25 protein-coding genes and 2 pseudogenes are annotated in these 25225 nt (G+C 70.7%); 11 read left to right on the top strand and 16 right to left on the bottom strand.

Features of this window, described 5'->3' with window-relative positions; genetic code table 11:
• Positions 1 to 188: 188 nt before the first annotated feature.
• The 4 genes and pseudogenes from QQS16_RS27990 (at position 189) to QQS16_RS27975 (ending at position 4226) form a co-directional block, all read left to right on the top strand.
• Positions 189 to 1144: pseudogene (locus QQS16_RS27990) on the top strand (ABC transporter ATP-binding protein).
• A 2-nt stretch (positions 1145 to 1146) separates the two neighbouring features.
• Positions 1147 to 1917, top strand: a complete 771-nt coding sequence (locus QQS16_RS27985) for an ABC transporter permease (protein WP_286064787.1) — start codon at positions 1147 to 1149, stop codon at positions 1915 to 1917.
• Positions 1918 to 2025: 108 nt separating this feature from the next.
• On the top strand, positions 2026 to 3360 hold the full coding sequence (locus QQS16_RS27980) for an ABC transporter ATP-binding protein (RefSeq protein ID WP_286064786.1): 1335 nt from the start codon (positions 2026 to 2028) through the stop codon (positions 3358 to 3360).
• Complete coding sequence (locus tag QQS16_RS27975; protein ID WP_286064785.1) at positions 3357 to 4226, top strand: ABC transporter permease; 870 nt, start codon at positions 3357 to 3359, stop codon at positions 4224 to 4226. The genes QQS16_RS27980 and QQS16_RS27975 overlap by 4 nt, the downstream gene beginning before the upstream one ends.
• A gap of 32 nt (positions 4227 to 4258) precedes the next feature.
• Here the strand turns inward: QQS16_RS27975 and QQS16_RS27970 are convergent, their stop codons facing one another.
• Positions 4259 to 4591, bottom strand: coding sequence for an Rv1322 family protein (locus QQS16_RS27970; RefSeq protein ID WP_286064784.1), 333 nt, complete (start codon positions 4589 to 4591; stop codon positions 4259 to 4261).
• 223 nt (positions 4592 to 4814) lie between these two features.
• Here QQS16_RS27970 and QQS16_RS27965 point away from each other — a divergent pair, with 223 nt between their 5' ends.
• A complete protein-coding gene (locus tag QQS16_RS27965; protein ID WP_286064783.1) occupies positions 4815 to 5843 on the top strand; it encodes an LLM class flavin-dependent oxidoreductase in 1029 nt (342 codons plus the stop codon).
• Between the two features lie 98 nt (positions 5844 to 5941).
• Here QQS16_RS27965 and QQS16_RS27960 read toward each other — a convergent pair whose 3' ends face one another.
• Positions 5942 to 6334, bottom strand: coding sequence for an SCO5389 family protein (locus QQS16_RS27960; RefSeq protein WP_286064782.1), 393 nt, complete (start codon positions 6332 to 6334; stop codon positions 5942 to 5944).
• Between the two features lie 300 nt (positions 6335 to 6634).
• On the opposite strand from QQS16_RS27960, the gene nucS reads away from it, so the two are divergent.
• Entirely contained in the window at positions 6635 to 7306 is a 672-nt protein-coding gene (gene nucS, locus QQS16_RS27955) for an endonuclease NucS (protein ID WP_286064781.1), read from the top strand.
• An 87-nt stretch (positions 7307 to 7393) separates the two neighbouring features.
• Here the strand turns inward: nucS and QQS16_RS27950 are convergent, their stop codons facing one another.
• The 4 genes and pseudogenes from QQS16_RS27950 to QQS16_RS27935 form a co-directional block, all read right to left on the bottom strand.
• On the bottom strand, positions 7394 to 9988 hold the full coding sequence (locus QQS16_RS27950; protein WP_286064780.1) for an ATP-binding protein: 2595 nt from the start codon (positions 9986 to 9988) through the stop codon (positions 7394 to 7396).
• 263 nt (positions 9989 to 10251) lie between these two features.
• Complete coding sequence (locus QQS16_RS27945) at positions 10252 to 10575, bottom strand: STAS domain-containing protein (RefSeq protein ID WP_031040714.1); 324 nt, start codon at positions 10573 to 10575, stop codon at positions 10252 to 10254.
• A 173-nt stretch (positions 10576 to 10748) separates the two neighbouring features.
• On the bottom strand, positions 10749 to 11597 hold the full coding sequence (locus tag QQS16_RS27940) for a 3-hydroxyacyl-CoA dehydrogenase family protein (protein WP_286064779.1): 849 nt from the start codon (positions 11595 to 11597) through the stop codon (positions 10749 to 10751).
• Between the two features lie 144 nt (positions 11598 to 11741).
• Positions 11742 to 12207 (bottom strand): annotated as a pseudogene (locus QQS16_RS27935) (TetR/AcrR family transcriptional regulator); the annotation flags it as partial.
• Between the two features lie 29 nt (positions 12208 to 12236).
• Between QQS16_RS27935 and QQS16_RS27920 the strand changes: the two are divergent.
• A complete protein-coding gene (locus QQS16_RS27920; protein WP_353479693.1) occupies positions 12237 to 13010 on the top strand; it encodes an ABC transporter permease in 774 nt (257 codons plus the stop codon).
• 13 nt (positions 13011 to 13023) lie between these two features.
• On the top strand, positions 13024 to 13596 hold the full coding sequence (locus QQS16_RS27915) for a cob(I)yrinic acid a,c-diamide adenosyltransferase (RefSeq protein ID WP_286064778.1): 573 nt from the start codon (positions 13024 to 13026) through the stop codon (positions 13594 to 13596).
• Between the two features lie 22 nt (positions 13597 to 13618).
• Here the strand turns inward: QQS16_RS27915 and QQS16_RS27910 are convergent, their stop codons facing one another.
• Together QQS16_RS27910 and QQS16_RS27905 are read right to left on the bottom strand one after the other, a co-directional pair.
• Positions 13619 to 13822 (bottom strand): DUF5708 family protein, encoded by a 204-nt coding sequence (locus tag QQS16_RS27910; RefSeq protein WP_286064777.1) that lies wholly within the window; start codon positions 13820 to 13822, stop codon positions 13619 to 13621.
• Positions 13819 to 14406, bottom strand: coding sequence for a hypothetical protein (locus QQS16_RS27905; RefSeq protein ID WP_286064776.1), 588 nt, complete (start codon positions 14404 to 14406; stop codon positions 13819 to 13821). The genes QQS16_RS27910 and QQS16_RS27905 overlap by 4 nt, the downstream gene beginning before the upstream one ends.
• 152 nt (positions 14407 to 14558) lie before the next feature.
• On the opposite strand from QQS16_RS27905, the gene QQS16_RS27900 reads away from it, so the two are divergent.
• The 3 genes from QQS16_RS27900 to QQS16_RS27890 all read left to right on the top strand — a co-directional run bounded on the left by QQS16_RS27900 (position 14559) and on the right by QQS16_RS27890 (position 18342).
• A complete protein-coding gene (locus tag QQS16_RS27900) occupies positions 14559 to 15764 on the top strand; it encodes a sensor histidine kinase (protein WP_286064775.1) in 1206 nt (401 codons plus the stop codon).
• Positions 15761 to 16411 (top strand): response regulator, encoded by a 651-nt coding sequence (locus tag QQS16_RS27895; RefSeq protein ID WP_286064774.1) that lies wholly within the window; start codon positions 15761 to 15763, stop codon positions 16409 to 16411. Before QQS16_RS27900 ends, QQS16_RS27895 begins: the two co-directional genes overlap by 4 nt.
• Positions 16412 to 16518: 107 nt before the next feature.
• Positions 16519 to 18342, top strand: a complete 1824-nt coding sequence (locus tag QQS16_RS27890) for a glycoside hydrolase family 18 chitinase (RefSeq protein ID WP_286064773.1) — start codon at positions 16519 to 16521, stop codon at positions 18340 to 18342.
• A gap of 66 nt (positions 18343 to 18408) precedes the next feature.
• Here QQS16_RS27890 and QQS16_RS27885 read toward each other — a convergent pair whose 3' ends face one another.
• The 8 genes from QQS16_RS27885 to atpE form a co-directional block, all read right to left on the bottom strand.
• Positions 18409 to 18855: a DUF2550 domain-containing protein gene (locus QQS16_RS27885; protein WP_286064772.1), complete on the bottom strand. Its 447-nt coding sequence runs from the start codon at positions 18853 to 18855 to the stop codon at positions 18409 to 18411.
• A 144-nt stretch (positions 18856 to 18999) separates the two neighbouring features.
• Entirely contained in the window at positions 19000 to 19374 is a 375-nt protein-coding gene (locus QQS16_RS27880; protein ID WP_286064771.1) for a F0F1 ATP synthase subunit epsilon, read from the bottom strand.
• Positions 19375 to 19490: 116 nt separating this feature from the next.
• On the bottom strand, positions 19491 to 20927 hold the full coding sequence (gene atpD, locus QQS16_RS27875; protein ID WP_286064770.1) for a F0F1 ATP synthase subunit beta: 1437 nt from the start codon (positions 20925 to 20927) through the stop codon (positions 19491 to 19493).
• Complete coding sequence (locus tag QQS16_RS27870; protein WP_286064769.1) at positions 20927 to 21841, bottom strand: F0F1 ATP synthase subunit gamma; 915 nt, start codon at positions 21839 to 21841, stop codon at positions 20927 to 20929. Before QQS16_RS27870 ends, atpD begins: the two co-directional genes overlap by 1 nt.
• A 20-nt stretch (positions 21842 to 21861) precedes the next feature.
• Positions 21862 to 23457 (bottom strand): F0F1 ATP synthase subunit alpha, encoded by a 1596-nt coding sequence (gene atpA / locus QQS16_RS27865; protein WP_286064768.1) that lies wholly within the window; start codon positions 23455 to 23457, stop codon positions 21862 to 21864.
• A 123-nt stretch (positions 23458 to 23580) separates the two neighbouring features.
• Positions 23581 to 24396: a F0F1 ATP synthase subunit delta gene (locus QQS16_RS27860; protein WP_286064767.1), complete on the bottom strand. Its 816-nt coding sequence runs from the start codon at positions 24394 to 24396 to the stop codon at positions 23581 to 23583.
• The gene (locus QQS16_RS27855) at positions 24393 to 24941 is read right to left on the bottom strand and encodes a F0F1 ATP synthase subunit B (RefSeq protein WP_286064766.1); all 549 of its coding nucleotides are present in this window, start codon (positions 24939 to 24941) and stop codon (positions 24393 to 24395) included. Before QQS16_RS27855 ends, QQS16_RS27860 begins: the two co-directional genes overlap by 4 nt.
• A 37-nt stretch (positions 24942 to 24978) precedes the next feature.
• Positions 24979 to 25212, bottom strand: a complete 234-nt coding sequence (atpE, locus tag QQS16_RS27850) for an ATP synthase F0 subunit C (RefSeq protein WP_031485821.1) — start codon at positions 25210 to 25212, stop codon at positions 24979 to 24981.
• Between the last annotated feature and the right edge of the window lie 13 nt (positions 25213 to 25225).

Below are 25225 nucleotides of genomic sequence, written 5' to 3'. Positions count from 1 at the left end.
GACCTGGTACGGCGTGTGACGTAGTACTGCTGAGGCCCGCGTTCCCTTCGGGGGCGCGGGTCTTCGGTGTGCGCGGCCGGTTCTCGGCGTGCGCGGCCGACCGGATGTCGCCGTTGTTGCCCCTCCTGCCGGTTTCCGTTTGCCGATTCGGGTGGCATGGGCCGAAACCGGGCCCTAGCGTGGTCCGCATGATCGAGCTGGAAGGACTCACCAAGCGGTACGGCGAGAAAGTGGCGGTCAACAATCTGACCTTCGCCGTCAGACCCGGCATCGTGACGGGCTTCCTCGGCCCCAACGGCGCCGGCAAGTCGACGACCATGCGCATGGTGCTCGGCCTCGACCGGCCCACCGCCGGCGACGTCCGCATCGACGGCAAGCACTACGACCAGCTCAAGGACCCGCTGACGTACATCGGCGCCCTGCTGGACGCCAAGGCCATGCACGGGGGGCGCAGCGCCTACCACCACCTGCTGTGCCTCGCGCAGAGCAACGGCATCCCGAAGCAGCGGGTGCACGAGGTGCTCGACTCACCTCGGTGGCGAAGAAGAAGGCCAAGGGCTTCTCGCTGGGCATGGGGCAGCGGCTCGGCATCGCGGGCGCGCTGCTCGGCGACCCCCGGATCCTGATGTTCGACGAGCCGGTCAACGGGCTCGACCCCGAGGGCATCCACTGGATCCGCAACCTGATGAAGTCGCTGGCCGCGCAGGGCCGTACGGTCTTCGTCTCCTCCCACCTGATGAGCGAGATGGCGCTGACCGCGGACCACCTCGTCGTCATCGGGCAGGGGCGGCTGCTCGCCGACACCACCATGGCCGACTTCATCGCGCGGAACTCGCGGTCGTACGTCCGTATCCGCACCCCGCAGCGCGAGCGCCTGCTCGACGTGCTGCACGACGCGGGGATCACCGTCGTGGAGGCCGGCAACGGCACGCTGGAGGTCGACGGCGACAAGTCCGAGCGCATCGGCGAGCTGGCCGCGCAGCACCAGCTCGTGCTGCACGAGCTGAGTCCCCAGCGGGCCTCCCTGGAGGAAGCGTTCATGCAGCTGACCGCGGAGTCGGTCGAGTACCACGCACACGACGGCACACCGCTCGAAGCACCGCTGGCACAGCAGCGGTGGGGCGACGGCCGGAAGGGGAACTGAGCATGGCGGCGATCCAGGTCGTCCAGTCCGAATGGACCAAGATCCGGTCGGTGGCGTCCACGGTGTGGACGCTCTCCCTCGCCGTGGTCGTCACCATCGCGCTCGGCATGCTGATCTCGGCGCTGTCGAAGAGCGAGTTCGACAACATGAGCCGCACCGACCAGGCCTCCTTCGACCCGACGTTCATCAGCTTCGCGGGCATGAGCCTCGGTCAGCTCGCGATGATCGTGTTCGGGGTGCTGGTGGTGTCGAACGAGTACAGCACCGGCATGATCCGAACCTCGCTGGCCGCCGTGCCGCAGCGCGGGACCTTCCTGGTCAGCAAGATCGCGGTGGCCACCGGCCTCGCCCTCGTGGTGGGCCTGGCCACCAGCTTCGTCGCCTTCTTCCTGGGGCAGGCGATGCTCGGCGAGCACAAGGCGTCGATCGAGGACACGGGTGTGCTGCGCGCGGTCATCGGCGGCGGGCTCTACATGACCCTGATCGCGATGTTCTCGATGGGGGTCGCCGCCATGCTCCGCTCGCCGATGCTGTCGCTGGGCATCCTGATGCCGTTCTTCTTCCTGATCTCCAACATCCTGGGGAACGTCTCGGCGACGGAGGACATCGGCCGGTACCTGCCCGACCAGGCCGGCAGCAAGATCATGCAGGTGGTGCCCCCGGTCGACGACGACACTCCCTACGGCCCGTGGGGCGGCCTCGGCATCATGGCGCTGTGGGTGGCCGCCGCGCTCATCGGGGGTTACGTCCTGCTCAGGAAGAGGGACGCCTGAGGCCGGTCTTTGCTTTCATTTGAACGGAACCGTCAGCGTCCCGATAAGCTCCTAACCCTTACGGGGGCGTGTGCCCTGCTGTCCTGAACCTTGCGATGGGTGCGGAGCATGATCGAGGCAGTCGGCCTGACGAAGCGCTACGGCGACAAGACCGCTGTGTACAACCTTTCCTTCCAGGTGCGGCCCGGTGCCGTCACCGGTTTCCTCGGGCCCAACGGCTCGGGCAAGTCGACGACGATGCGGATGATCCTCGGCCTGGACAACCCGACCTCGGGCCAGGTGACGATCGGCGGTTATCCCTACCGCAAGCTGCCCAACGCCCCCCGCCAGGTGGGCGCGCTGCTGGACGCCAAGGCCGTGCACGGCGGCCGGGCCGCGCGCAACCACCTGCTGTGCCTGGCCCAGCTGTCCGGCATCCCGGCCCGGCGGGTCGACGAGGTGCTGGGCGTCGTCGGCCTCCAGGACGTGGCCAGGAAGCGCTCCAAGGGCTTCTCGCTCGGTATGGGGCAGCGGCTCGGCATCGCCGCCGCGCTGCTCGGCGACCCGCAGGTGCTGCTGTTCGACGAGCCGGTCAACGGGCTCGACCCCGAGGGCATCCTCTGGGTGCGGAACCTGATGAAGGCGCTCGCGGCGGAGGGCCGTACCGTCTTCGTCTCCTCCCACCTCATGAGCGAGATGGCGGTGACCGCCGACCACCTGATCGTCATCGGGCGCGGGCAGCTGCTCGCCGACATGAGCATCCGGGAGTTCATCTCGGCGAACTCGGCCGACTTCGCGCGGGTGCGGACGCCGGACACCGAGCCGCAGCTGCGCGAGAAGCTGTTCTCCGCGCTCACCGAGGCGGGCGGGCACGTGATGCACGAGCAGGACGGCGCGCTGCGGATCACCGGGCTGCCCCTGCCGCGCATCAGCGACATCGCGCACGACACCGACGTCCGGCTGTGGGAGCTGTCGCCGCACCAGGCCTCGCTGGAGGAGGCGTACATGCGGATGACCCAGGGCGCGGTCGACTACCGCTCGACGACCGACCAGCGGGCCGGGCTCCAGCAGCAGCTGCCGCCGGGTGCGCAGCCGCCGATGCCGGTGCCGGGGCAGGGACAGCCGGGCTGGTACGCCCCGCCGCCGCCCCAGCAGGGCGGGCAGCCGTTCGCGGGGGCGCCGGGGCAGCCGATGCCCCAGCAACAGCCTGGCGCGCCCGGACAGCCCGCGCCGCAGGGACAGCCGGCTCCGGGCCCGTACGGGGCCCCGGTGGCGCCCGGTGCCGCTCCCGGCGCGGGCGGCCCGGCCAACCCGTACGCGCAGGCTCCGGCCGCCGCTCCCGGCCCGTCGGCCGCGCCGCCCGCCCCGGCTGCCTCGGCCCCGCCCGCCCCCGTGCCGGCCGCTCCCTCCTCCCCGGCCTCCGCCCCCGCCTCCGACCTGACCAAGCCCGAGGACGCCCGATGAGCACCCCGCAGCCCCCGATGCCGCAGGCCGCGCCCGCCTGGCAGGCGGCGCCCGGACCGTCGTACCCGAGCTACACCTCGCCGATCCCGGTGGTGCGCACGCACCTCGGGCACGCCATCGCCTCCGAGTGGACGAAGATCAAGTCGGTGCGCTCCACGATGTGGACGCTCGGCGTGTTCGTGCTGCTGGTCATCGGCATCGGACTGGGGGCCGCCGCGCTGGTCGCCGCCAACACCGACCCGGGTGGCCTGGAGGGCGAGAACCCGCTGTCGTTCGGCTTCTTCGGGCTGCTGCTCGGCAGCATGTGCGTGATCACTCTCGGCGTGCTGACCACGGCCTCCGAGTACGGCACCGGCATGATCCGCACCACGATGGTCGCGTGCCCGTCCCGCGGCCGGGTCCTCGCGGCGAAGGCGATCGTGTTCTTCGTGGTCGCGTTCACGGTCACGCTGGTGTCGGCCCTCGTCGTGGCCCTCGCGGACGTGGCCATGCTGGACGGCACCCGGGAACCGACCGGCCAGGAATGGCTGAAGGGCACGGTCGGCATCTCGGTCTACATCGCGCTGCTCGGGCTGCTCTCGCTCGTCGTCGGCTCGATCATCCGGCACTCGGCGGGCGCGATCACCATCATGATCGGGCTCGTGCTGGCTCCGCTGGTCATCGCCCTGTTCATGTTCTCCCAGTCGCTGGAGGCCCTGCGCGAGGCCCTGGTCGAGTACTCCATCCCGAACCAGCTCAGCGTCTTCTACGCCAACTCCCTCACGGAGGCCGGCCCGTCGGGCTGGGACCCGCTGTGGATCGCCCTCGGGGTGACGGCCGCCGCGTTCGCCGGCGCCTACGCGCTGCTGGAGAAGCGGGACGTGTAGTCCGCCCGTAGTCCGCCCGAGAATCCGGGCGCTCAGAACCTCGGCGCGTTCCTGGACCGCTGCACCCGCGTGGTGCGGCGGTCCTTCGCGTTCCAGCACGCCTTGTGCCAGTGGCGCCGCTCGTCGACACCCGAGTGCTGCGGCCAGGCCACCAGGTGCGGGACGCCGTCCGGGATCAGCTGCTCGCAGCCCGGGCAGCGGTACGCCTTGCCCTGGGCGCTCGCCCCGGCCACGTGCCGCACGCTCCACTGCTCGCCCTGCCAGTCCTCCGCGATCTGCCAGCCGCCGTAGCGGCCGGGCCGGTCGTCGTCGGCACTGTGGCCGGACAGGCCGGAACCCTTGGGTCGGTTGCGACGCGGGGACACAGGACACCTCACGGGGCTATACAGGAGGCAGGGCTCGTGTCCAGCCTACGCGGCACCGGCGCGGGGTAGGTGTAGGGAACCAACCCCCACAAGTCCCCCTCCGGGGCGGTCCATTCAGCAGACAATCCGCAAATCTCTTCGCCAGGCCGTGTCTTCGGCACGTGTCAGACGGTTATGCCCGGTGGGGGAGCTCCGCGTCGGAGCCAAGGAAGCAGGAAATGCGATGCGCGTAGGTAGTTTCGTGTTGGCGGCCCAGTTCCCGGGGCAGGGCGAGGGGGAGGCGCTGCACCGCGCGGTCCGCTCGGCCGAGGTGGCCGAGGAGGCCGGGCTGGACGCGGTCTGGCTGGCCGAGCACCACTTCGTGCCGTACGGCACCTGCCCGTCGGCGGTCACCCTGGCCGCCCTGCTGCTCGGCCGCACCCGCCGCATCCGGGTCGGCACGGCCGTCAGCGTGCTGCCCACCGTGCACCCCGTCGCCCTCGGTGAACAGGCCGCGCTGCTGCACCTGACGAGCGGCGGTCGCTTCTCGCTGGGCGTGGGACGCGGCGGACCGTGGGTCGACCTGGAGGTGTTCGGTGCGGGTCTGGAGGCGTACGAGTCGGGCTTCCCGGAATCACTCGATCTGCTGGTGCGCTGGCTGCGCGAACCCTCGGTCGGATCGTCCGGCGGACGCTTCGCCTTCCGCGAAGTGCCCGTCGTCCCGCGGCCGTCCGAGGCGCTGACCGACACCGCGGGCCCCGAGGTGATCGTCGCGTGCACCTCTCCGGCGAGTGTGCGGCTGGCCGCCGAGCGCGGGCTGCCGATGCTGCTCGGGATGCACGTGGGCGACGAGGAGAAGGCCGAGATGGTCGCGCTGTGGCGCAGGCACGCGCGCGCCTGCGGCCATCCGCCGGAGCTGGTCCTGGGGGCGGCCCATGTCTCGGCCGGCGTCTGCCAGATCGCGGACCGGCGCCAGGACGCGGTGGAGGCGCTGACGAAGGCGATGCCGGGCTGGCTGAGGCAGGGTCTCGGCGCCCATGTCACGGTGGACGGCCGCGAGCGCCGGATGCGCGACCCGCTGGCGTACACCGAACTGCTCTGCGGGCTGCACCCGGTGGGCACTCCGCGGCTGTGCGCCGACCGGCTCGCGGCGACCAGCGAGCGGACCGGCGTGACCCGCTTCGCCCTGCTCGTGGAGGGGTCGGGAGACCTCGCGGCCACCGAGGAGAACGTACGGCGGCTCGGTGGCGACGTCATCCCGCAGCTCGGCTGAACCGTCCCGGCCGAACGGCCCTGTCCGGTGGAGAGCTTGCCGCTCCGGTACTGAATGCACCTCCCGCGTACGGAGCGGCAAGCCGACGGCTCACTGCGTCAGCAGTCCCTGAGCTCCGGGGACTGGTTCAGGAGCTGGTTGCGCGCCGAGGTGAAGCGGGCCAGTGTCCCGTCGACGGAGGAGTCCAACGGGAACACGGCCACCCGGTGGCAGTTCTGGAATGCCAGCCGGACACCGAAGTGCCGTTGCAGCGCGCCGCGTATCGCGTCACTCGCAAGCGCACGCAGCAGTTGACCGCGTGCCTGCTCGTCCGGCGGAGGCGTCTGGTTGTCGGCGAACTGGCCGCCGTCCACCTTCAGCTGGGCCACCAGGGAGCTGATCATCTCCCATGCGTAGGGCAGGGAGGTCCGGACGCAGTCGACGAAGGCAGCTTCGTCGACCTCGCCTCGCTCGGCCTGTTCGAGTAGGGCCGGTGAGACGTCGAGCGACATGGGTTCTCCTCTCGCACCCCCGGTCAGCAGGGGTTGCCGGACAGATAAAGGGAGTTCGCGACGTAAACACGCTGCGTACACGACTCGCGACCTCCCGTTTACTACGGTAAGCACCGTACGGGGCCCGCACCAGGAGAATGCGTACATAGCCAGGCCTCATTGGGCACACAATCGGCCATAACCGAACAGGGGTTTACCAGAACAAGAGGGACGGACCACTGACCCTCCAGCGCGGGCACCGGCGGGGCGGCGGGAGGGCGAATCGCGTGGACCTGTGCCCGTCGAGTAGCGTTGCCGACCATGCGTCTCGTCATTGCCCGATGCTCCGTCGACTACGCGGGCCGGCTCACCGCCCACCTGCCCTCGGCCCCCCGTCTGATCCTGGTGAAGGCGGACGGCAGCGTCTCGATCCACGCGGACGACCGGGCCTACAAGCCCCTGAACTGGATGTCGCCGCCCTGCACGCTGAAGGAGGGCTCCGGCGACGAGGAAGGCGTCTGGACCGTCGTCAACAAGGCGGGCGAGAAGCTCATCATCACGATGGAGGAAGTCCTCCACGACTCCTCGCACGAACTGGGCGTGGACCCGGGCCTGATCAAGGACGGCGTGGAAGCGCACCTCCAGGAGCTGCTCGCCGACCGCATCGAGACCCTCGGCGAGGGCTACACCCTCATCCGCCGCGAGTACATGACGGCGATCGGTCCGGTCGACATCCTGTGCCGGGACGCGGACGGACAGACCGTCGCGGTGGAGATCAAACGGCGCGGCGAGATCGACGGCGTGGAGCAACTCACGCGCTACCTGGAGCTGTTGAACCGCGATCCCCATCTGGCCCCGGTGCGCGGCATCTTCGCCGCGCAGGAGATCAAGCCGCAGGCCCGCGTCCTCGCCACCGACCGCGGCATCGGCTGCACGGTCCTCGACTACAACGCCCTGCGCGGCATCGAGGACGACAAGCTGCGGCTGTTCTGACGGCCGCCTCCCCCAACGGCCGAAGGGCCCGGTCCGTTCCCCGGACCGGGCCCTTCCGCGCTGTACCGGACGTCAGGTCGCGGGAGGTCAGATCACCGGACCCGAACTGCCGGGTGGGGCCGCCTCACTCGTCTCGGGAGCGCCCGCGGAGGCACTGCTGCTCTCCACCGGCGACGACGCCGGGCCGCTGGCGGAGTCGGAGGTGGACGGCGTGGTCGACGGCTCCTGCGTCGGCGTGGTCGTCGCGCTCCCGGTCGGCGTGGTGGTCGGGGTCGGGGTGACGGACGTCGACGGCGGTTTCGACGGAGACGTCTGCGACGGGTTCGGCGAGGTCGGCGGCTTCGTCGTCGACGGCTTGGGCGAGGTCGACGGACCGCCGCTCGGCCCCTGGGTTCCGCTCGGGTCGTCGGACGGCGTGGCGGAATCCGTCGGCGTCGGGTCGTCGGAGGTGCCGAGGGTGCCGTCGGGGCCGGGGTCGGTGGGACGGCTGGTCGCCGTGCCGGTGTCGTCGGAGGGGTCGTCGTTCTTCGGCACGTCGGCGCCCAGGCTGCCGTCGTCCGCGCCCTGGCTGGCGGACGGGTTGACGCCCACCTGGCTGGACGGCTGCTCGGCGTCGCTGTCGGAGGTGGCGCCCAGCGTCACCACCGTGCCGAGCACGGCCACCAGCAGCGCGCCCGCGCCCCCCGCCACGAGGTTGCGCCGGGCGAGGCCCCGCAGGCCGCCCCGCGCCTTGCGGGACGACGGCGACACCCCGGTGGACCGGGACGACGAGACGGGCGGCCGGGGCGTCGGGGAGGACGTCCGGTAGGTGACCAGCGTGCCGCTGTCGGTGGGCGGCTGGAGCTGCGGGAAGGCGGCCGGGGGTGACTGCGACTCCTCGGACCGCGCGTCCGGCACCTCCTCCCCCGCCATGGCGGCGAGACCGGGCACGGTGCCGGAGCGGTCGGCGACCAGGGCGAGGGCGCGACGGCCCGCGACGGTGCCGCGCTTGTCGGCGAGAGCGCCGCGCAGGCCGATGGAGGACTCCAGTTCGGCGCGGGCCCGGTCGAGGTCTCCGCCGCAGAGCGCGAGGACGCCGAGTTCGTGGTGGAAGTAGGCCTGTTCGGCGACCTCCCCGGCGAGCCGGGCGGCCTCGGCGCCGGCGCGCAGCATCCGCTCCCAGGCACCCCAGTGGCCGCCCGCGGCGAACGCGGGCGCCGCCGTGCGGGCCAGCGGCACGGTGGGGCTCTCCTCGTCCTCGGCGGGTGCCGTGGTGGCGGGCACGAGGACGGCGAGGGCGGCGAGCAGGGCGTCCGCCTCGGCGCACACCCGTTCCGGGGTGACCGAGGGGTGTCCGGCCCACCAGGCGTAGTGCCGGGCGGCGTCGCGCGCGCGGGCCGGGGTGTCGTCGCCGTATCCGGCGGCCTCCAGCTGGGCCTGGACACCGGCGGCCAGCCGGTAGCGGGAGCCGACCGGGGAGACCAGTCCGCAGGCGGCCAGCTCGCCCAGCGCGGCGTCCGCGTGGGTGTCGCCGACCAGTGCGGGCAGATGGGCCTGGTGGGGCACCTCGCCGCCGAGCGCGACGGCGAACCGGAGGGTGGCGCGCGCCGAGTCGCTGAGCCGGGCGGCGAGCAGCGGGGCGGGCGCGGCGGCCTCGCCGAGCGCGGGCAGGGGGATGTGCTCGGTGTCGTCCGGGTCGACGGGCGCGTCGGCCGGCACCATGTCCGCGAACACGCCGATCTCGTCGACGGCGCTCGCTCCGGCCCGCAGCCGGTCACGCTGCCGCAGCAGGGCCCCGGCCTGGACGAAGCGCAGCGGCAGGCCCTCGGACTCGAACCAGAGGTCGCCCGCCCAGTTGGACTCCTCCTCGGTCAGGCCGCGGCCGACGGCGTGCTCCAGGAGTTCCAGCCCGTCGGCGCGCTCCAGGCCGGTGAGGAACACCTCTTCGAGCGCGGAGTCGGCGGACGGGGCGGGCACGTCGGGCGTGGCCGCGATCAGGAAGGCGCACTCGGGGGTGGCGTCCAGCAGTTCGTCGAGCGCGGCCCCGCCGAACTCGATGTCGTCGAGGACGACGACCGCGCCGATCTCCCGGACGTGGCCGAGCAGCTCGTCCCGGTCCGGGCGGTGCAGGGGCGCGTCGTGGACGGCGTGGAAGAGGTCGTACAGCAGGTCGCCGGTGGTGCGGTGGTAGCCGCTGAGCCGGATCACGCCGTCGGGGGCGAGATCCGCGCAGTCCTCGGCGACGACGTCGAGGAGGGTGGTGCGGCCGGAGCCGGCCGGGCCGGTCAGGCGGACGGAGCGACCGCGGGCCAGCAGGCGCACCAGGCGCTCGCGGTCGTCCTGGCGGGCCAGCAGCGGCAGCTCGGGCAGGGCCGGGCCGGGCGGGACCGGCGGCCTGGCCGCACGGGCGGCCTCGGCGCGGTCGGCCGCGGTCAGCTTCTCGGGCCGGCCGGGGCGCTCTCGCGGCGGGCAGACCTCTATCTCGCTGCCGTCGACGGGATTGACGGTGAGCAGGTAGTCGCCCGTGACGAGCCGCACCGTGCGGGCCGGTGCGGGCGCGTGCGGCGCGAAGTCGGACGGCAGGGAGTCCCTGGGCGGGCGCGGGCGCGGCGTGGAGCCTGCCCCGGTCTCGAACGCACTCGACCGGGAGGTGTCCCCGTCGTCGTGGCCGTACTCCTCGGGTCCCCGGTTGTTCGGGTCCATAGGTCAAGCCCCCCAAAAGCGTCGTGTGCCGGCTCCGGCCCCTTCCGGCCTGTTGCACACCGCGCTGTCGCTTCTGGTCCGGGCCCGCTCAAGGGTTGTCACGCAGCGGGCGACCGAACCCTAAACCTTCGCACAGTATCTACGACAGCCCGGGGTACCGCGCCGTCCGAGACGTCACAGTCTCATGCGGATTGCGAGCGTCGTACTTTCGCGGCGTCCCACGCGGGTCTCCCCGGTCCGACGGACCACACCTGTGCCGGGAGTCACACCCGGGGCAGGGACTCCACCCCGATGCCGCCCTCGATCGCGAGGATGCGGTGCAGCCGGGTGGCGACGAGCAGGCGCTGCATCTGCGGCGGTACGTCGCGCAGCACCAGCCGTCGGCCGCAGCGGCCGGCCCGCCGGTGCGCTCCCATGATCACCCCGAGTCCGGTGGCGTCCCAGGAGTCCAGCTCGGACAGGTCCAGCACCAGGTCGCCGACTCCGTCGTCGACGGCCGAGTGCAGGACCGTACGGGCGTCCGCCGCGCTGCGGACGTCGAGGCGGCCCCCGACGACCAGCTCGGCGTGGTCGCCCCTGATGTACATATGCGCTCCCCTGTGCGTGCCTGCCGTGCTCCGCGAATGTGCTGCCTTGCCGTGTGCCAGGTGATGCAACCTCTGACTCACTTCGACGGTCGGAGGTTGCCGTCCGTAAGCGAACCGATACCGAATTCACCCAAGGGTGTGATTCACCAGGGGCGTGTGCGGTTTCCGGGTCCTCAGTGCTTGTAGAAGCCCTGCCCGCTCTTGCGTCCGATGTCACCGGCGTCCACCATCCGGCGCATCAGCTCCGGCGGGGCGAACTTCTCGTCCTGGGACTCGGTGTAGATGTTGCCGGTGGCGTGCAGGAGGATGTCGACGCCGGTCAGGTCCGCCGTGGCGAGCGGGCCCATGGCGTGGCCGAAGCCCAGTTTGCAGGCGAGGTCGATGTCCTCGGCGGTGGCCACGCCCGACTCGTAGAGCTTGGCCGCCTCGACGACGAGCGCCGAGATGAGACGGGTCGTCACGAAGCCGGCCACGTCACGGTTGACGACGATGCAGGTCTTGCCGACGGACTCGGCGAACTCCCGCGCCATGGCGAGGGTTTGGTCGCTCGTCTTGTAGCCGCGCACCAGCTCGCACAGCTGCATCATCGGGACCGGCGAGAAGAAGTGCGTGCCGACGACGCGCTCCGGGCGCTCCGTCACGGCCGCGATCTTGGTGATCGGGATGGCGGAGGTGTTGGAGGCGAGGACGGCGTCGTCGCGGACGATCTTGTCGAGCGCACGGAAGATCTCGTGCTTGACCTCGAGCTTCTCGAAGACGGCCTCGACGACGATGTCCGCGTCGGCGACGGCGTCCAGGTCGGTGGTCGTGGTGATCCGGGCGAGGGCCGCGTCGGCGTCGTGCGCCTCCAGCCTGCCCTTGCTCACGAACTTGTCGTACGAGGCCTTGATGCCGTCGGTGCCCCGCTCGAGCGCCTCGTCGGTCACGTCGCGCAGGACGACGTCCCAGCCCGCCTGCGCGGAGACCTGGGCGATACCGGAACCCATCAGGCCGGCGCCGATGACGGCAAGCTTCCGTGCCACTGTGCGACTCCCCTTTGACTGCACACAAGCGCTCACACGCTGTTCAAATTGCCTCTCCGGCGGACCCTAGCGTTCGTGAGGGGCCCTGTGGCCCGTAAGTAATGCGCGTCACGTCTCATCTGACGGACATCACACCGGCGTGGGTCATTCGACGCCACGTACGGCGTAGTTGAGCACCTTCTCGCTCCAGCTCCTCGATGTCGTCGAGAAGCACGAGCACCTCTCGTGACACTTCGTCCGGATTGCGGCCGTCCATCATCTCGCGTCCGATGACGGACATCACGGTCTGGTGCGCCCAGCCGATCTGACCGGCGATCAGGCCGGGCATCGGGTCGTCGGCCGGGGCGCCGGTCTCCTCGCGCAGGGCCTCCTCCAGCCTCTCGTGGACCTCCTGGCCGATCGCCCACAGCCGGGAGCGCAGCGCGGGGGCGTCGTGGATGACCCGCATGAAGCGGGCGTAGCCGGAGAACAACCCGACGTGCGGCGAGACGGCCTCGACCTCGCCGCGCAGTTCCCGCAGGACCGAGGCGGCCGCGGACTCGCCGGCGCTGCGGGCGCGCACCCAGCGGGCGAGCCGGTCGACGATGCCCGCGGACCGGTCGAGGAAGAGGTAGGGCCGTGTCGTGAAGCAGCATCGTCGTGGGGTTCCTATACGGCTACGGGGGCGGGGTCGGCGGAAGCGGGACCGCGGCCGGTGACGGCGAGGAACGTGTCCTGGAGGCTCGCGTCGAGCGAGCCGCCACGCTCTCCGGCGGCCAGCGGCGCCGCCTGGACATCGCGATGGCGCTCACCCACCGCCCGAAGGTGCTGTTCCTCGACGAGCCGACGATGCTGGTCCCCGGACTGCTGCTCCAGCTCGCCCTGTTCGGAGCGTCGTTCGCGGGCTTCTCGGTGATCGTCGAGAACGGTCAGGGCGTGGTCGAGCGTATGCGGGTCACCCCGGTCAGCCGCCTGGCGCTCCTCCTGGGCCGGGTGCTGCGCGATGCCACGGTGTTCGTCTTCCAGGCCGTGCTGCTGGTGCTGGCCTCGGTGGCGATGGGCCTGCGCGCGCCCCTGGCGGGCATCCTGATCGGCTGCGCGTTCGTCGCGCTGCTCACGGTGTCGCTGGGTTCGCTGTCGTACGCGCCGGCGATGCGGGTCCGCACCCCGGGTGAGTTCGGCCCCTTGGCCAACGCGGTCAGCATGCCGCCCATGCTGCTGTCCGGCCTGATGCTCCCGATGACACTCGCCCCCGGCTGGCTGGACGTCCTCTCCCACCTCATGCCGTTCCGCTATCTGGTGGACGCGATGCGGGACGCGTACGTCGGCTCGTACACCTCGGCGGCCATGCTGTACGGCGTCCTGGTGGCCGCCGGCCTGACCGCGCTGTCCGTGACAGTGGGCACACGGGTCTTCCGGACGGCCGGTGCGTAACTACGCTGACCCCATGGTCAATCTGACGCGCATCTACACCAGGACCGGCGACCAGGGCACCACCGCCCTCGGCGACATGAGCAGGGTCGCCAAGACCGACCTCAGGATCGCCGCGTACGCCGACGCCAACGAGGCGAACGCGGTCATCGGCACGGCGGTCGCCCTGGGCGGCCTGGACGAGGAGATCGTCACGGTCCTCACCCGCGTCCAGAACGACCTGTTCGACGTGGGCGCGGACCTGTCGACACCGGTGGTGGAGAACCCGCAGTTCCCGCCCCTGCGGGTCGAGCAGTTCTACGTCGACAAGCTGGAGGCGGACTGCGACCGCTTCAACGAGCGGCTGGACAAGCTCCGCTCCTTCATCCTGCCCGGCGGCACCCCGGGCGCGGCCCTGCTGCACCAGGCGTGCACGGTCGTCCGCAGAGCCGAGCGCTCGACGTGGGCCGCGCTGGAGGCGTACGGCGAGACCATGAACCCGCTCACGGCGACCTACCTCAACCGGCTGTCCGACCTGCTGTTCATCCTGGCGCGGTCGGCGAACCGGGAGGTCGGGGACGTGCTGTGGGTGCCGGGCGGGGAGCGCTAGGCGGGATGCCGACGACAGGGCCCTAGCCCGGCCGGGGGCCGGACGAACCGCGTGCCGCCTGGTACAGGCCCGTCGCGATGAGAGCGCCCCCGACCCACATCATCACCACGCCGACCTTCGTCAGGGTGACGACCGGGACGTCCACGTCGCCGGTGAACAGCCACAGCAGCAGGCCGGTCACCAGGGTGACGGCACCCTCCAGCAGGTTCCTCAGCGGCCTGTTCATCGCCCGACACGCTCCTTCGAGACGTTCACCCGGTGCTCCGGCCCGGCGTCGGCCGGGGCCTTCTTCGGCCAGATCGTGTAGGACAGCGCGACCAGGCCGTGGATGCCCACGGCCCGCCAGGCGACGAAGCGCCAGCTCTCCAGGGAGCCGGTGCGGGAGGAGTCGTCGACGTACCAGATGGCGAGCTGGAGAAGCGCGGTCGCCACGGCCGCGGCGACCACCGAACCCAGCCACACCGTGCCCTCGTGCCGTGCCCGGGCCATCCCGTGGCGCGGCGGCCCGGCGGGCTTCGGCGCACCGCCCAGCCGGTGGGCGGCGTGGCCGTCGAGCCACTTCACGGTGCGATGGCCGTGGCCGACCGTGTAGCCGATGTACAGCGCGGCCAGCCCGTGCTTCCAGCTCGGGTCGGCCCCGTTCTTCAGGTCCAGGGCGGTGACGACCAGCAGCAGGATCTCCAGGAGGGGCTCGCACAGCAGCAGGGCCATGCCGGTGCGCGGCATGCGCAGCAGGTAGCGGAAGGCCAGTCCCGCGGCCAGCAGCACCCAGAACCCGATCTCACAGACGACGATCAACGTGACGATCACGACGCGCTCCTCTCGGTCACCCTTCAAGGCTCCCGTCGGGACCGGCCCGCCGCGTCGTCGACGGTGACGAACCGGCGGTACATCGAAGGATGCAGCGCGGGACCGTTCCCGGGCATCAGGCGTCCGGGGCGCGGGCCGTGTTGGATGGAGGCATGGCCCTCGGACTGCCCCGCCCGCACCGGTTCGACGTGTACGTCGCGGCAGCCGGGCTGCTCGGCGGCCTGCTGGTCTGGGCGATCGGCCTGGGCACCCGGCCGGCCCACGAACCGATCGTGCTCCTCGGCGGCGACTGGGTGATCCTGCTGCCGCTCGCCGTGACGGCCGGCTGCGAGCTGCTGCGCCGGACCGCCCCGCGCACCGCCGTGCTCGCCGGCACCGCCGCGCTGGTCGCGGACACCATCACCCAGGGCAACCTGTTCACCATCCTGATGTACACCGACCTCATGTACGCGGCCGTCCTGTACGGTCCGCCCTCCGCGGCCCGCCGCATCCCGTGGATCACCGGGCTGCTCACGGCGGCCGGCGCGCTGGTGCCGTTCGCGGTGTGGCGGGTGCCCGAGGCCCTGCTGATCGGGGTGGCCGTCGGTGTCGTGTCGTTCGCGCCCGCGGCCACCGGTCTGATCGTGCGCAACCACCGGGACGCCGCCGACGCCGCCCTGCTGCGCGCCGAACAGACCGCGCTGCTCGCCGAGATGGACCGCACTCAGGCGGTGACCGCCGAACGGGCGCGCATGGCACGGGAGTTGCACGACATGGTCGCCAACCACCTCTCCGCGATCGCCATCCACTCCACGGCCGCGCTCTCCCTGGACGACCCGGCGGTCTCCCGGGACGCGCTCGGCGTGATCCGGGAGAACAGCGTGGCGGGCCTGGCGGAGATGCGACGCCTGATCGGCATCCTGCGCGACGGCGGCCGCCAGCCGGCCGCGACCCCGACCCTCGAAGGGCTCCCCGCCCTGGTCGACGGCGCCCGCGCCAACGGCCTGGACGTCGTGCTCGACAACACCCTGCCCGACGCCGACGCCGTACCCGCACCGGTCGAACTCGCCGCGTACCGGATCGTGCAGGAGTCCCTCACCAACGCCCTCAAGCACGCCTCCCCGGGCCGTGTCACCGTGACCCTGGCCCGCCGGCAGGACGCGCTCACCGTCACCGTGACCAGCCCGTACGGCGACCGTGCCGGTCCGCGCGCGCCCGGCTCCGGCGCCGGACTGGTCGGCATGCGGGAGCGTACGGCCCTGCTGGGCGGCGGCTTCGAGGCCGGCCCCGCCCGGGACCCCGCCTCGGCGGACGGCACGCTCTGGACCGTCCACGCCACCCTGCCCCTGGCCGACAGCGCCCAAGGAGATCCCGCATGATCCGTGTCCTCGTCGCCGAGGACCAGTCCGCGGTACGCGCCGGACTCGTCCTCATCCTGCGCAGCGCCCCCGACATCGAGGTGGTCGGTGAGGCGGCGGACGGTGAGCAGGCGGTGGCGCTGGCCCGCGAGCTGCGGCCCGACCTGGTCCTGATGGACGTGCAGATGCCACGCCTGGACGGGGTGTCGGCGACCCGGCAGGTGGTCGCCGAGGGCCTGGCCGACGTGCTCGTGCTGACCACCTTCGACCTCGACGAGTACGTCTTCGGCGCGCTGCGGGCCGGCGCCGCCGGGTTCCTGCTGAAGAACGCCGAGGCGCGGGACCTGGTGGAGGCGGTCCGTACGGTGGGCCGCGGGGAGGGGCTGATCGCCCCGGCCGTCACCCGGCGGCTGATCGCCGAGTTCGCCGCCAAGCCCGTACGGGAGACGACCGCCGACCCCGCGGTGCTCGACACGCTCACCCGGCGCGAGCGCGAGGTGCTGGCCTGCCTCGGCGGGGGGCTGTCCAACGCCGACATCGCGGCCCGCCTCGACATGGCCGAGGCGACCGTGAAGACGCACGTCAGCCGACTGCTGGGGAAGCTGGAGCTGCGCAGCCGGGTGCAAGCGGCGGTGCTCGCTCAGGAGTTGGGGATTCAAGGAAAGTGAAACCCTAGTGGTCCAGACCTATTGACCCGTGGTCCAGACCTTTCTATTCTCGCGGCACCGTGGGCGTGAAGGCTCAGTCGCGCCCCCAACCCCCGAGGAGGCGCAGCATGCGCTTCAGACACAGGGCCGCGGCATTGTTCGCGACACTGATGCTCCCCATCGCCGGCCTGGTCGGTCTCGCGAGCCCCGCCCAGGCCGCGACGTCCGCCACCGCCACCTACACCAAGGCCTCCGACTGGGGCACCGGATTCGAGGGCAGGTGGACGGTGAAGAACACCGGCACCACGGCTCTCAGTTCCTGGACCGTCGAGTGGGACTTCCCCTCCGGCACCTCCGTCACCTCCGCCTGGGACGCCGACGTCACCTCGTCCGGCACCCACTGGACCGCCAGGAACAAGTCCTGGAACGGTTCCCTCGCCCCGGGCGCCTCCGTCTCCTTCGGCTTCAACGGCACGGGCACCGGCTCCCCCGCGGGCTGCAAGCTCAACGGCGGCAGCTGCGACGGCGGCACCGTCCCCGGGGACGCGGCCCCCTCCGCCCCCGGCATGCCCACCGCCTCCGCCGTCACCGACACCTCGGTGAAGCTGGCCTGGAGCGCGGCCACCGACGACAAGGGCGTCAAGAACTACGACGTCCTGCGCGACGGTGCCAGGATCGCCACCGTGACGACCACCTCGTACACCGACACCGGTCTCACCGCCGGCACCGACTACTCCTACAGCGTCCAGGCGCGTGACACCGCCGACCAGACCGGCCCGGTCAGCGGCGCGGTCGCGGTCCGCACCACCGGCGGCACCACGGAACCCCCGCCGCCCGGCGACAAGGTCAAGCTCGGCTACTTCACCGAGTGGGGCGTCTACGGCCGCAACTACCACGTCAAGAACCTGGTGACGTCCGGCTCGGCCGCCAAGATCACCCACATCAACTACGCGTTCGGCAACGTGAAGAACGGCCAGTGCACGGTCGACGACACCTACGCCGCCTACGACAAGGCCTACACCGCCGACCAGTCCGTCAGCGGCACCGCCGACACCTGGGACCAGCCGCTGCGCGGCAACTTCAACCAGCTGCGCCAGCTCAAGGCCAAGTACCCGCACATCAAGGTGCTGTACTCGTTCGGCGGCTGGACCTACTCCGGCGGCTTCGGGCAGGCCGCCGCCAACCCGGCCGCCTTCGCCAAGTCCTGCAAGGCGGTCGTCGAGGACCCGCGCTGGGCCGACGTCTTCGACGGCATCGACATCGACTGGGAGTACCCGAACGCCTGCGGTCTGACCTGCGACACGTCCGGCCCGGCCGCGTTCCGGAACCTGTCCCAGGCGCTGCGCACCGAGTTCGGCCGGAACTACCTGGTCACCGCCGCCATCACCGCCGACGGCTCCTCCGGCGGCAAGCTCGACGCGGCCGACTACGGCGGCGCCTCCCAGTACCTCGACTGGTACAACGTGATGACGTACGACTACTTCGGCGCCTTCGACAAGGACGGCCCGACCGCCCCGCACTCGCCGCTCACCTCGTACCCCGGCATCCCGGCCGCCGGCTTCAACTCCGCCGACGCGATCGCCAAGCTGAAGGCGAAGGGCGTCCCGTCCGCGAAGCTGCTGCTCGGCATCGGCTTCTACGGGCGCGGCTGGACCGGCGTCACCCAGTCAGCCCCCGGCGGCGCGGCGACCGGCGCGGCACCCGGCACGTACGAGGCGGGCATCGAGGACTACAAGGTGCTCAAGACGTCCTGTCCGGTCACCGGCACGATCGCGGGCACGGCGTACGCGCACTGCGGCACCAACTGGTGGTCCTACGACACCCCGTCGACCATCGCCGGAAAGATGACCTGGGCCAAGAACCAGGGCCTGGGCGGCGCGTTCTTCTGGGAGTTCAGCGGTGACACCGGAAACGGGGAGCTGGTGAACGCCATCGACAGCGGTCTGAAGTAACCGTCACACCACAGGGGCTCCCCCGGACCGCGTCCGGCGGAGCCCCACCCATGTGGGTGAACGCGGCTACGCCACGTTCACCCGCTGTCCGGGTGGGGCCGCCTCCAGCCACGCGAGGAAACCGGTCAACGCGTCCTCGCTCATCGCGAGCTCCAGACGCGTGCCCCGGTGCAGACAGGTGAGGACGATGTGGTCGGAGATCAGCGCCAGCTCCTCCTCGCCCTCGGGCACCCGGCGGCCGGCCACCTCGATCGCGGAACGCTCCAGGACCCGGCGCGGACGGGGTGAGTACGAGAAGATCCGGTACCACTCGATGCGGTCGCCGTTGTAGCGGGCGACGCCGTAGCCCCAGCCCTTGCCACTGGTGTCGGGCTTCTCCGGAACGTCCCAGCGCAGGCTGCAGTCGAAGGTGCCGCCGGAACGCTGGATGAGCCTGCGGCGCAGGCCGAAGACGAACAGCCCCACGACCACCAGGGCCACGACCAATCCGCACACAGTCAGAGCGAGGACCATCGACACCGACCTCCTCGTCTCCTCGGTTACGGATTTCTCGGTAACGGAATGGAAAAAACACCCACATCTGCCTCAGCCGCGACTGGTACCGGATCGCTCCGGTTCCAGCCGCGGCTGAGTGACGTCATCGCACAACGCGCTGGTTCAGCGCGCTGCCGCCGCCCGCAGTCGTACGTCCGCGCGACGCTCGGCGTGGGCGTCGCCCTCCGCCTTCGCGCGATCGAGCTCGCGCTCGGCACGCTGGACGTCGATCTCGTCCGACAGCTCGGCGATCTCGGCCAGCAGCGACAGCTTGTCGTCGGCGAACGAGATGAAACCGCCGTGCACCGCGGCGACGACCGTTCCACCGCCACTCGTACGGATGGTCACCGGGCCCGACTCCAGCACACCGAGCAGCGGCTGGTGACCGGGCATGACGCCGATGTCGCCGGACGTGGTGCGCGCGACGACCAGGGTGGCCTCGCCGGACCAGACCTCTCGGTCGGCCGCGACCAGCGCGACGTGCAGCTCAGCAGCCAAGGTGGCTCCTCGGGTCACCACCCGGCGGGTCTGCCGGGTGTTGGTTACAAGTCTAGTAGGCGTGCGAGAGGGGGCGGGACGCGCCCGCCCCCTCAGACGAACTCAGCGCTCCCGGATCAGGAGACGCCCAGCTCCTTCGCGTTCTTCTTCAGGTCCTCGATGCCACCGCAGAGGAAGAACGCCTGCTCCGGGAAGTGGTCGTACTCACCGTCGATGATCGCGTTGAAGGCCGCGATCGACTCGTCCAGCGGGACGTCCGACCCGTCGACGCCGGTGAACTGCTTGGCGACGTGGGTGTTCTGGGACAGGAAGCGCTCCACGCGGCGGGCACGGTGGACGGTGAGCTTGTCCTCCTCGCCCAGCTCGTCGATACCGAGGATCGCGATGATGTCCTGCAGGTCCTTGTACTTCTGAAGGACCGACTTGACACGCATCGCGGCCGCGTAGTGGTCCGCCGCGATGTAGCGGGGGTCCAGGATGCGGGACGTGGAGTCCAGCGGGTCCACGGCCGGGTAGATGCCCTTCTCGGAGATCGGACGGGAGAGAACCGTCGTCGCGTCGAGGTGGGCGAAGGTGGTGGCCGGGGCCGGGTCGGTCAGGTCGTCCGCGGGGACGTAGATCGCCTGCATCGAGGTGATCGAGTGGCCACGGGTCGAGGTGATGCGCTCCTGGAGGAGACCCATCTCGTCGGCCAGGTTCGGCTGGTAACCCACCGCGGAGGGCATGCGGCCGAGCAGGGTCGAGACCTCGGAACCGGCCTGGGTGAAGCGGAAGATGTTGTCGATGAAGAACAGCACGTCCTGCTTCTGCACATCGCGGAAGTACTCCGCCATGGTCAGACCGGCCAGGGCCACGCGCAGACGGGTGCCCGGGGGCTCGTCCATCTGGCCGAAGACCAGCGCGGTCTTGTCGATGACGCCGGACTCCGACATCTCCTCGATGAGGTCGTTGCCCTCACGGGTGCGCTCGCCGACACCGGCGAACACGGAGACACCGTCGTGGTTGTTGGCGACGCGGTAGATCATCTCCTGGATGAGCACCGTCTTGCCGACGCCGGCACCGCCGAACAGACCGATCTTCCCACCCTTGACGTACGGGGTGAGGAGGTCGATGACCTTGACGCCGGTCTCGAACATCTCGGTCTTCGACTCGAGCTCGTCGAAGCGCGGGGCCTTGCGGTGGATGGACCAGCGCTCACCGTCGTAGGTCTCGTCGGTGTTCAGCACCTCACCGAGGGTGTTGAACACCTTGCCCTTGGTGAAGTCACCGACCGGGACGGAGATACCCGTGCCGGTGTCGGTGACCGCGGCCTGGCGGACCAGACCGTCGGTGGGCTGCATCGAGATCGTGCGGACCAGGCCGTCACCCAGGTGCTGGGCGACCTCCAGGGTCAGCGTCTTCTTCGCACCGTCCAGGGCCGGGTCGGCCACCTCTACGTGCAGAGCGTTGTAGATCTCCGGCATCGCGTCGACGGGGAACTCCACGTCGACGACCGGGCCGATGACCCGGGCGACGCGGCCCGTGGCAACGGCCGTCTCAACTGTCGTCGTCATTACCTGTCACTCCCCGCGGTCGCGTCGGCCAAGGCTGCGGAGCCACCGACGATCTCGCTGATTTCCTGGGTGATTTCGGCCTGGCGGGCCGCGTTGGCAAGTCGGGAGAGCGTGGTGATGAGCTCTCCCGCGTTGTCGGTTGCCGACTTCATCGCGCGGCGCGTGGCGGCGTGCTTGGAAGCGGCCGACTGGAGCAGCGCGTTGTAGATACGGCTTTCGACGTAGCGCGGCAGCAGGGCGTCGAGGACGTCCTCCGCCGAGGGCTCGAAGTCGTACAGCGGAAGGATCTCGCCCTTGGGCGCCTCCTCCGCGACCTCTTCGAGGCGCAGCGGCAGCAGCCGGCTGTCGATCGCCGTCTGCGTCATCATCGAGACGAACTCGGTGTAGACGATGTGGAGTTCATCCACACCACCCTCGGCCGTGTCCTTCTCGATGGCCTCGATCAGCGGACCCGCGACCTTCTTCGCGTCCGCGTACGTGGGCTCGTCGGTGAAACCCGACCACGACTCCACGACCTTGCGCTCGCGGAAGTTGTAGTGGGCCAGACCGCGGCGGCCGACGATGTACGCGTCGACCTCCTTGCCCTCGGCCTCGAGACGCGCGGTCAGCAGCTCCGCCGCCTTGATGGCGTTGGAGTTGAAGGCGCCGGCCAGACCGCGGTCGCTCGTGAGGAGCAGCACCGCGGCACGGCTCGCCGTCTCCGCCTCCGTGGTCAGCGGGTGCTTGGTGTTCGAGCCGCTGCCGACCGCCGTGACCGCGCGGGTGAGCTCGGTCGCGTACGGCGTGGAGGCCGCCACCTTGCGCTGCGCCTTGACGACGCGCGAGGCGGCGATCATCTCCATCGCCTTGGTGATCTTCTTGGTCGCGGTGACGGATCGGATGCGACGCTTGTAGACCCGGAGCTGGGCTCCCATGAGTCAGGTCCCTTCCTACGTCACTTGGAGACGTTGACGGACGGAGCGTCCTCGCCGAGCAGCTTGCCGTCCGAGGTCTCGAACTGCTTCTTGAAGTCCGTGATGGCGTCGGCGATGGCCGTCAGCGTGTCGTCGGACATCTTGCCGCCCTCCTTGATGGAGGTCATGAGGCCCTGCTCCTTGCGGTGCAGGTACTCCAGGAGCTCCTTCTCGAAGCGGCGGATGTCGGCGACCGGCACCTCGTCCATCTTGCCGGTGGTGCCGGCCCAGACGGAGACGACCTGGTCCTCGGTCGGCATCGGCTGGTACTGCGGCTGCTTGAGCAGCTCGACCAGGCGCATACCGCGCTCCAGCTGCGACTTCGACGCCGCGTCCAGGTCGGAACCGAAGGCGGCGAACGCCTCCAGCTCGCGGTACTGGGCCAGGTCCAGACGCAGTCGGCCGGACACCTGCTTCATCGCCTTGTGCTGCGCGGAACCACCGACTCGGGAGACGGAGATACCGACGTTCAGCGCGGGGCGCTGACCGGCGTTGAACAGGTCCGACTCCAGGAAGCACTGGCCGTCGGTGATGGAGATGACGTTGGTCGGGATGAACGCCGAGACGTCGTTGGCCTTCGTCTCGACGATCGGCAGACCGGTCATCGAGCCGGCGCCCAGCTCGTCGGAGAGCTTCGCGCAGCGCTCCAGCAGACGGGAGTGCAGGTAGAAGACGTCACCCGGGTAGGCCTCACGGCCCGGCGGGCGGCGCAGCAGCAGCGACACGGCGCGGTAGGCGTCGGCCTGCTTCGACAGGTCGTCGAAGATGATCAGGACGTGCTTGCCCTCGTACATCCACTGCTGGCCGATGGCCGAGCCGGTGTACGGCGCCAGGTACTTGAAGCCGGCCGGGTCGGACGCCGGGGCGGCGACGATGGTCGTGTACTCCAGCGCACCGGCCTCGTCGAGGGCGCCACGCACGGAGGCGATGGTCGAGCCCTTCTGGCCGATGGCGACGTAGACGCAGCGGACCTGCTTCTTCGGGTCGCCGGAGCGCCAGTTGTCCCGCTGGTTGATGATCGTGTCGACGGCCAGGGCGGTCTTGCCGGTCTGGCGGTCACCGATGACCAGCTGACGCTGGCCACGGCCGATCGGGGTCATCGCGTCGACGGCCTTGTAGCCGGTCTCCATCGGCTCGTGCACCGACTTGCGGGCCATGACGCCCGGGGCCTGCAGCTCGAGGGCGCGGCGGCCGGACGTCTCGATCTCGCCGAGGCCGTCGATGGGGTTGCCGAGCGGGTCGACCACGCGGCCGAGGTAGCCCTCGCCCACGGCGACCGACAGGACCTCGCCGGTACGGGTGACCGGCTGGCCCTCCTCGATGCCGCTGAACTCGCCGAGGACGACCGCACCGATCTCGCGCTCTTCGAGGTTCAGCGCGAGACCGAGGGTGCCGTCCTCGAACTTCAGCAGTTCGTTCGCCATGGCCGAGGGCAGGCCCTCGATCTTGGCGATACCGTCGCCGGCGACGGTGACCGTTCCGACCTCCTCGCGCGAGGCCGCGTCCGGCTGGTACGACTGGACGAAGTTCTCCAGTGCGTCCCGGATCTCCTCCGGCCGGATCGTGAGCTCCGCCATCTGGGTTCCCTGCTCTCCTTGTTGGGCCCGAAGTTTCACTTTGGGGTCTGGGGGCGACCCCCAGGATTCTTCTGCACGGCCCAACACGGGCCGTAATAAGTACGTACTGCTATGAAGTTGCGGCTAGCCCGCCAGTCGGCGGCCGGCGTCCTCGATGCGGTCCGCGATGGAGCCGTTGATGACCTCGTCACCGACCTGCACCCGGATCCCGCCGAGGACCTCGGGGTCCACGTCGAGGTTGAGGTGCATCGTGCGGCCGTAGAGCTTCGCGAGGGCGGCGCCCAGGCGCTGCTTCTGCGGGTCGCTCAGCGGAACCGCCGAGGTGACGATGGCCACCATGCGGTCCCGGCGATCGGCGGCGAGCTTGGACAGGGACTCGAGTCCCGCTTCCAGGCTACGTCCCCGCGGCGCGGTCACAAGGCGCGTCACCAGACGCTCGGTGGTCGCTTCGGCCCGGCCGCCGAGCAGGCTGCGCAGCAGCTCGCTCTTGGCCGCGGTGGTGGCCTTGCGGTTGGTCAGCGCGGCGCGCAGCTCGGTGCTCGACGTGACGATCCGGCCGAACCGGAACAGCTCGTCCTCGACGCTGTCGAGCCGGCCCGCCTTCTGCGCGGCGGTGAGGTCGGCGAGGCCGGCCAGTTCCTCCAGGGCGTCCACCAGGTCGCGCGACTGCGACCAGCGGGAACGCACCAGGCCGGAGACCAGGTCGACGGTCGAGCCGCCGACCTGCGAGCCGAGCAGGCGCCGGGCCAGCTCGGCCTTGGCCTCTCCGGACTGCGCCGGGTCGGTCAGGATCCGACGCAGCGACACCTCGCGGTCGAGCAGCGTGGTGACGGCGGCCAGCTCGTCGGCGAGCGTGCCGGCGTTCACGGACGTGGAGTCCGTCAGCGCGTCGAGACGCTCACGTGCGGCTGCCAGGGCCTCGCGGCTCGCTCCGTTCATCGGGTGGCCTCGGCCTTCTCCTCGAGCTCGTCGAGGAAGCGGTCGATGACACGGCTCTGCCGGGCGTGGTCCTCGAGGGACTCGCCGACGAGCCTGCCGGCCAGGTCGGTGGCGAGCTTGCCGACGTCCTGACGCAGCGCGGAGGAAGCGGCCTTGCGGTCGGCCTCGATCTGCGCGTGACCGGCGGCGACGATCTCCTCGCGCTGCCGCTGGCCTTCCGCGCGCATCTCGGCGATGAGCGTGGCGCCCTGCTCCTGCGCCTCCTGGCGCAGCCGCGCGGCCTCGTGCCGGGCCTCGGCGAGCTGAGCCTTGTACTGCTCAAGGACGCTCTGGGCCTCGACCTTCATGGCGTCGGCTTCTTCGATACCGCCTTCGATCGCCGCGCGGCGCTCTTCCAGAACCTTGTTGATGTTCGGGAGGAGCTTCTTCCAGAAGAAGAAGAACACGATGGCGAAGGCGATGGTGCCGACGAGCAGCTCGGGGCCGGGCGGGATGAGCGGGTTCTGCTCCTCCTCGGCCGCCAGCTGTACCAGGTTGGCGATCACATCAGTGCCTTCCGTTGTGTTTGCTCGTCAGGTTCGATCATCCGTAGACGAACGGCATGACGATGCCGATGAGGGCGAGCGCCTCACAGAAGGCGAAGCCGAGGATCTGGTTGGCACGGATCAGGCCGGCGGCCTCGGGCTGACGGGCGAGCGCCTGGGTGCCGTTACCGAAGATGATGCCGACGCCGACGCCGGGGCCGATGGCGGCGAGGCCGTAGCCGATGGAACCGATGTTGCCTTCGACGGCGGCGAGGGTCTCAAGGGCAGCCATGCTGATTCTTCCT

Source organism: Streptomyces sp. ALI-76-A (assembly GCF_030287445.1).
GTDB lineage: Bacteria > Actinomycetota > Actinomycetes > Streptomycetales > Streptomycetaceae > Streptomyces.
The sequence above is the reverse complement of the archived record's forward strand: the minus strand, read 5'-3'. Positions and strand labels throughout refer to the sequence as shown.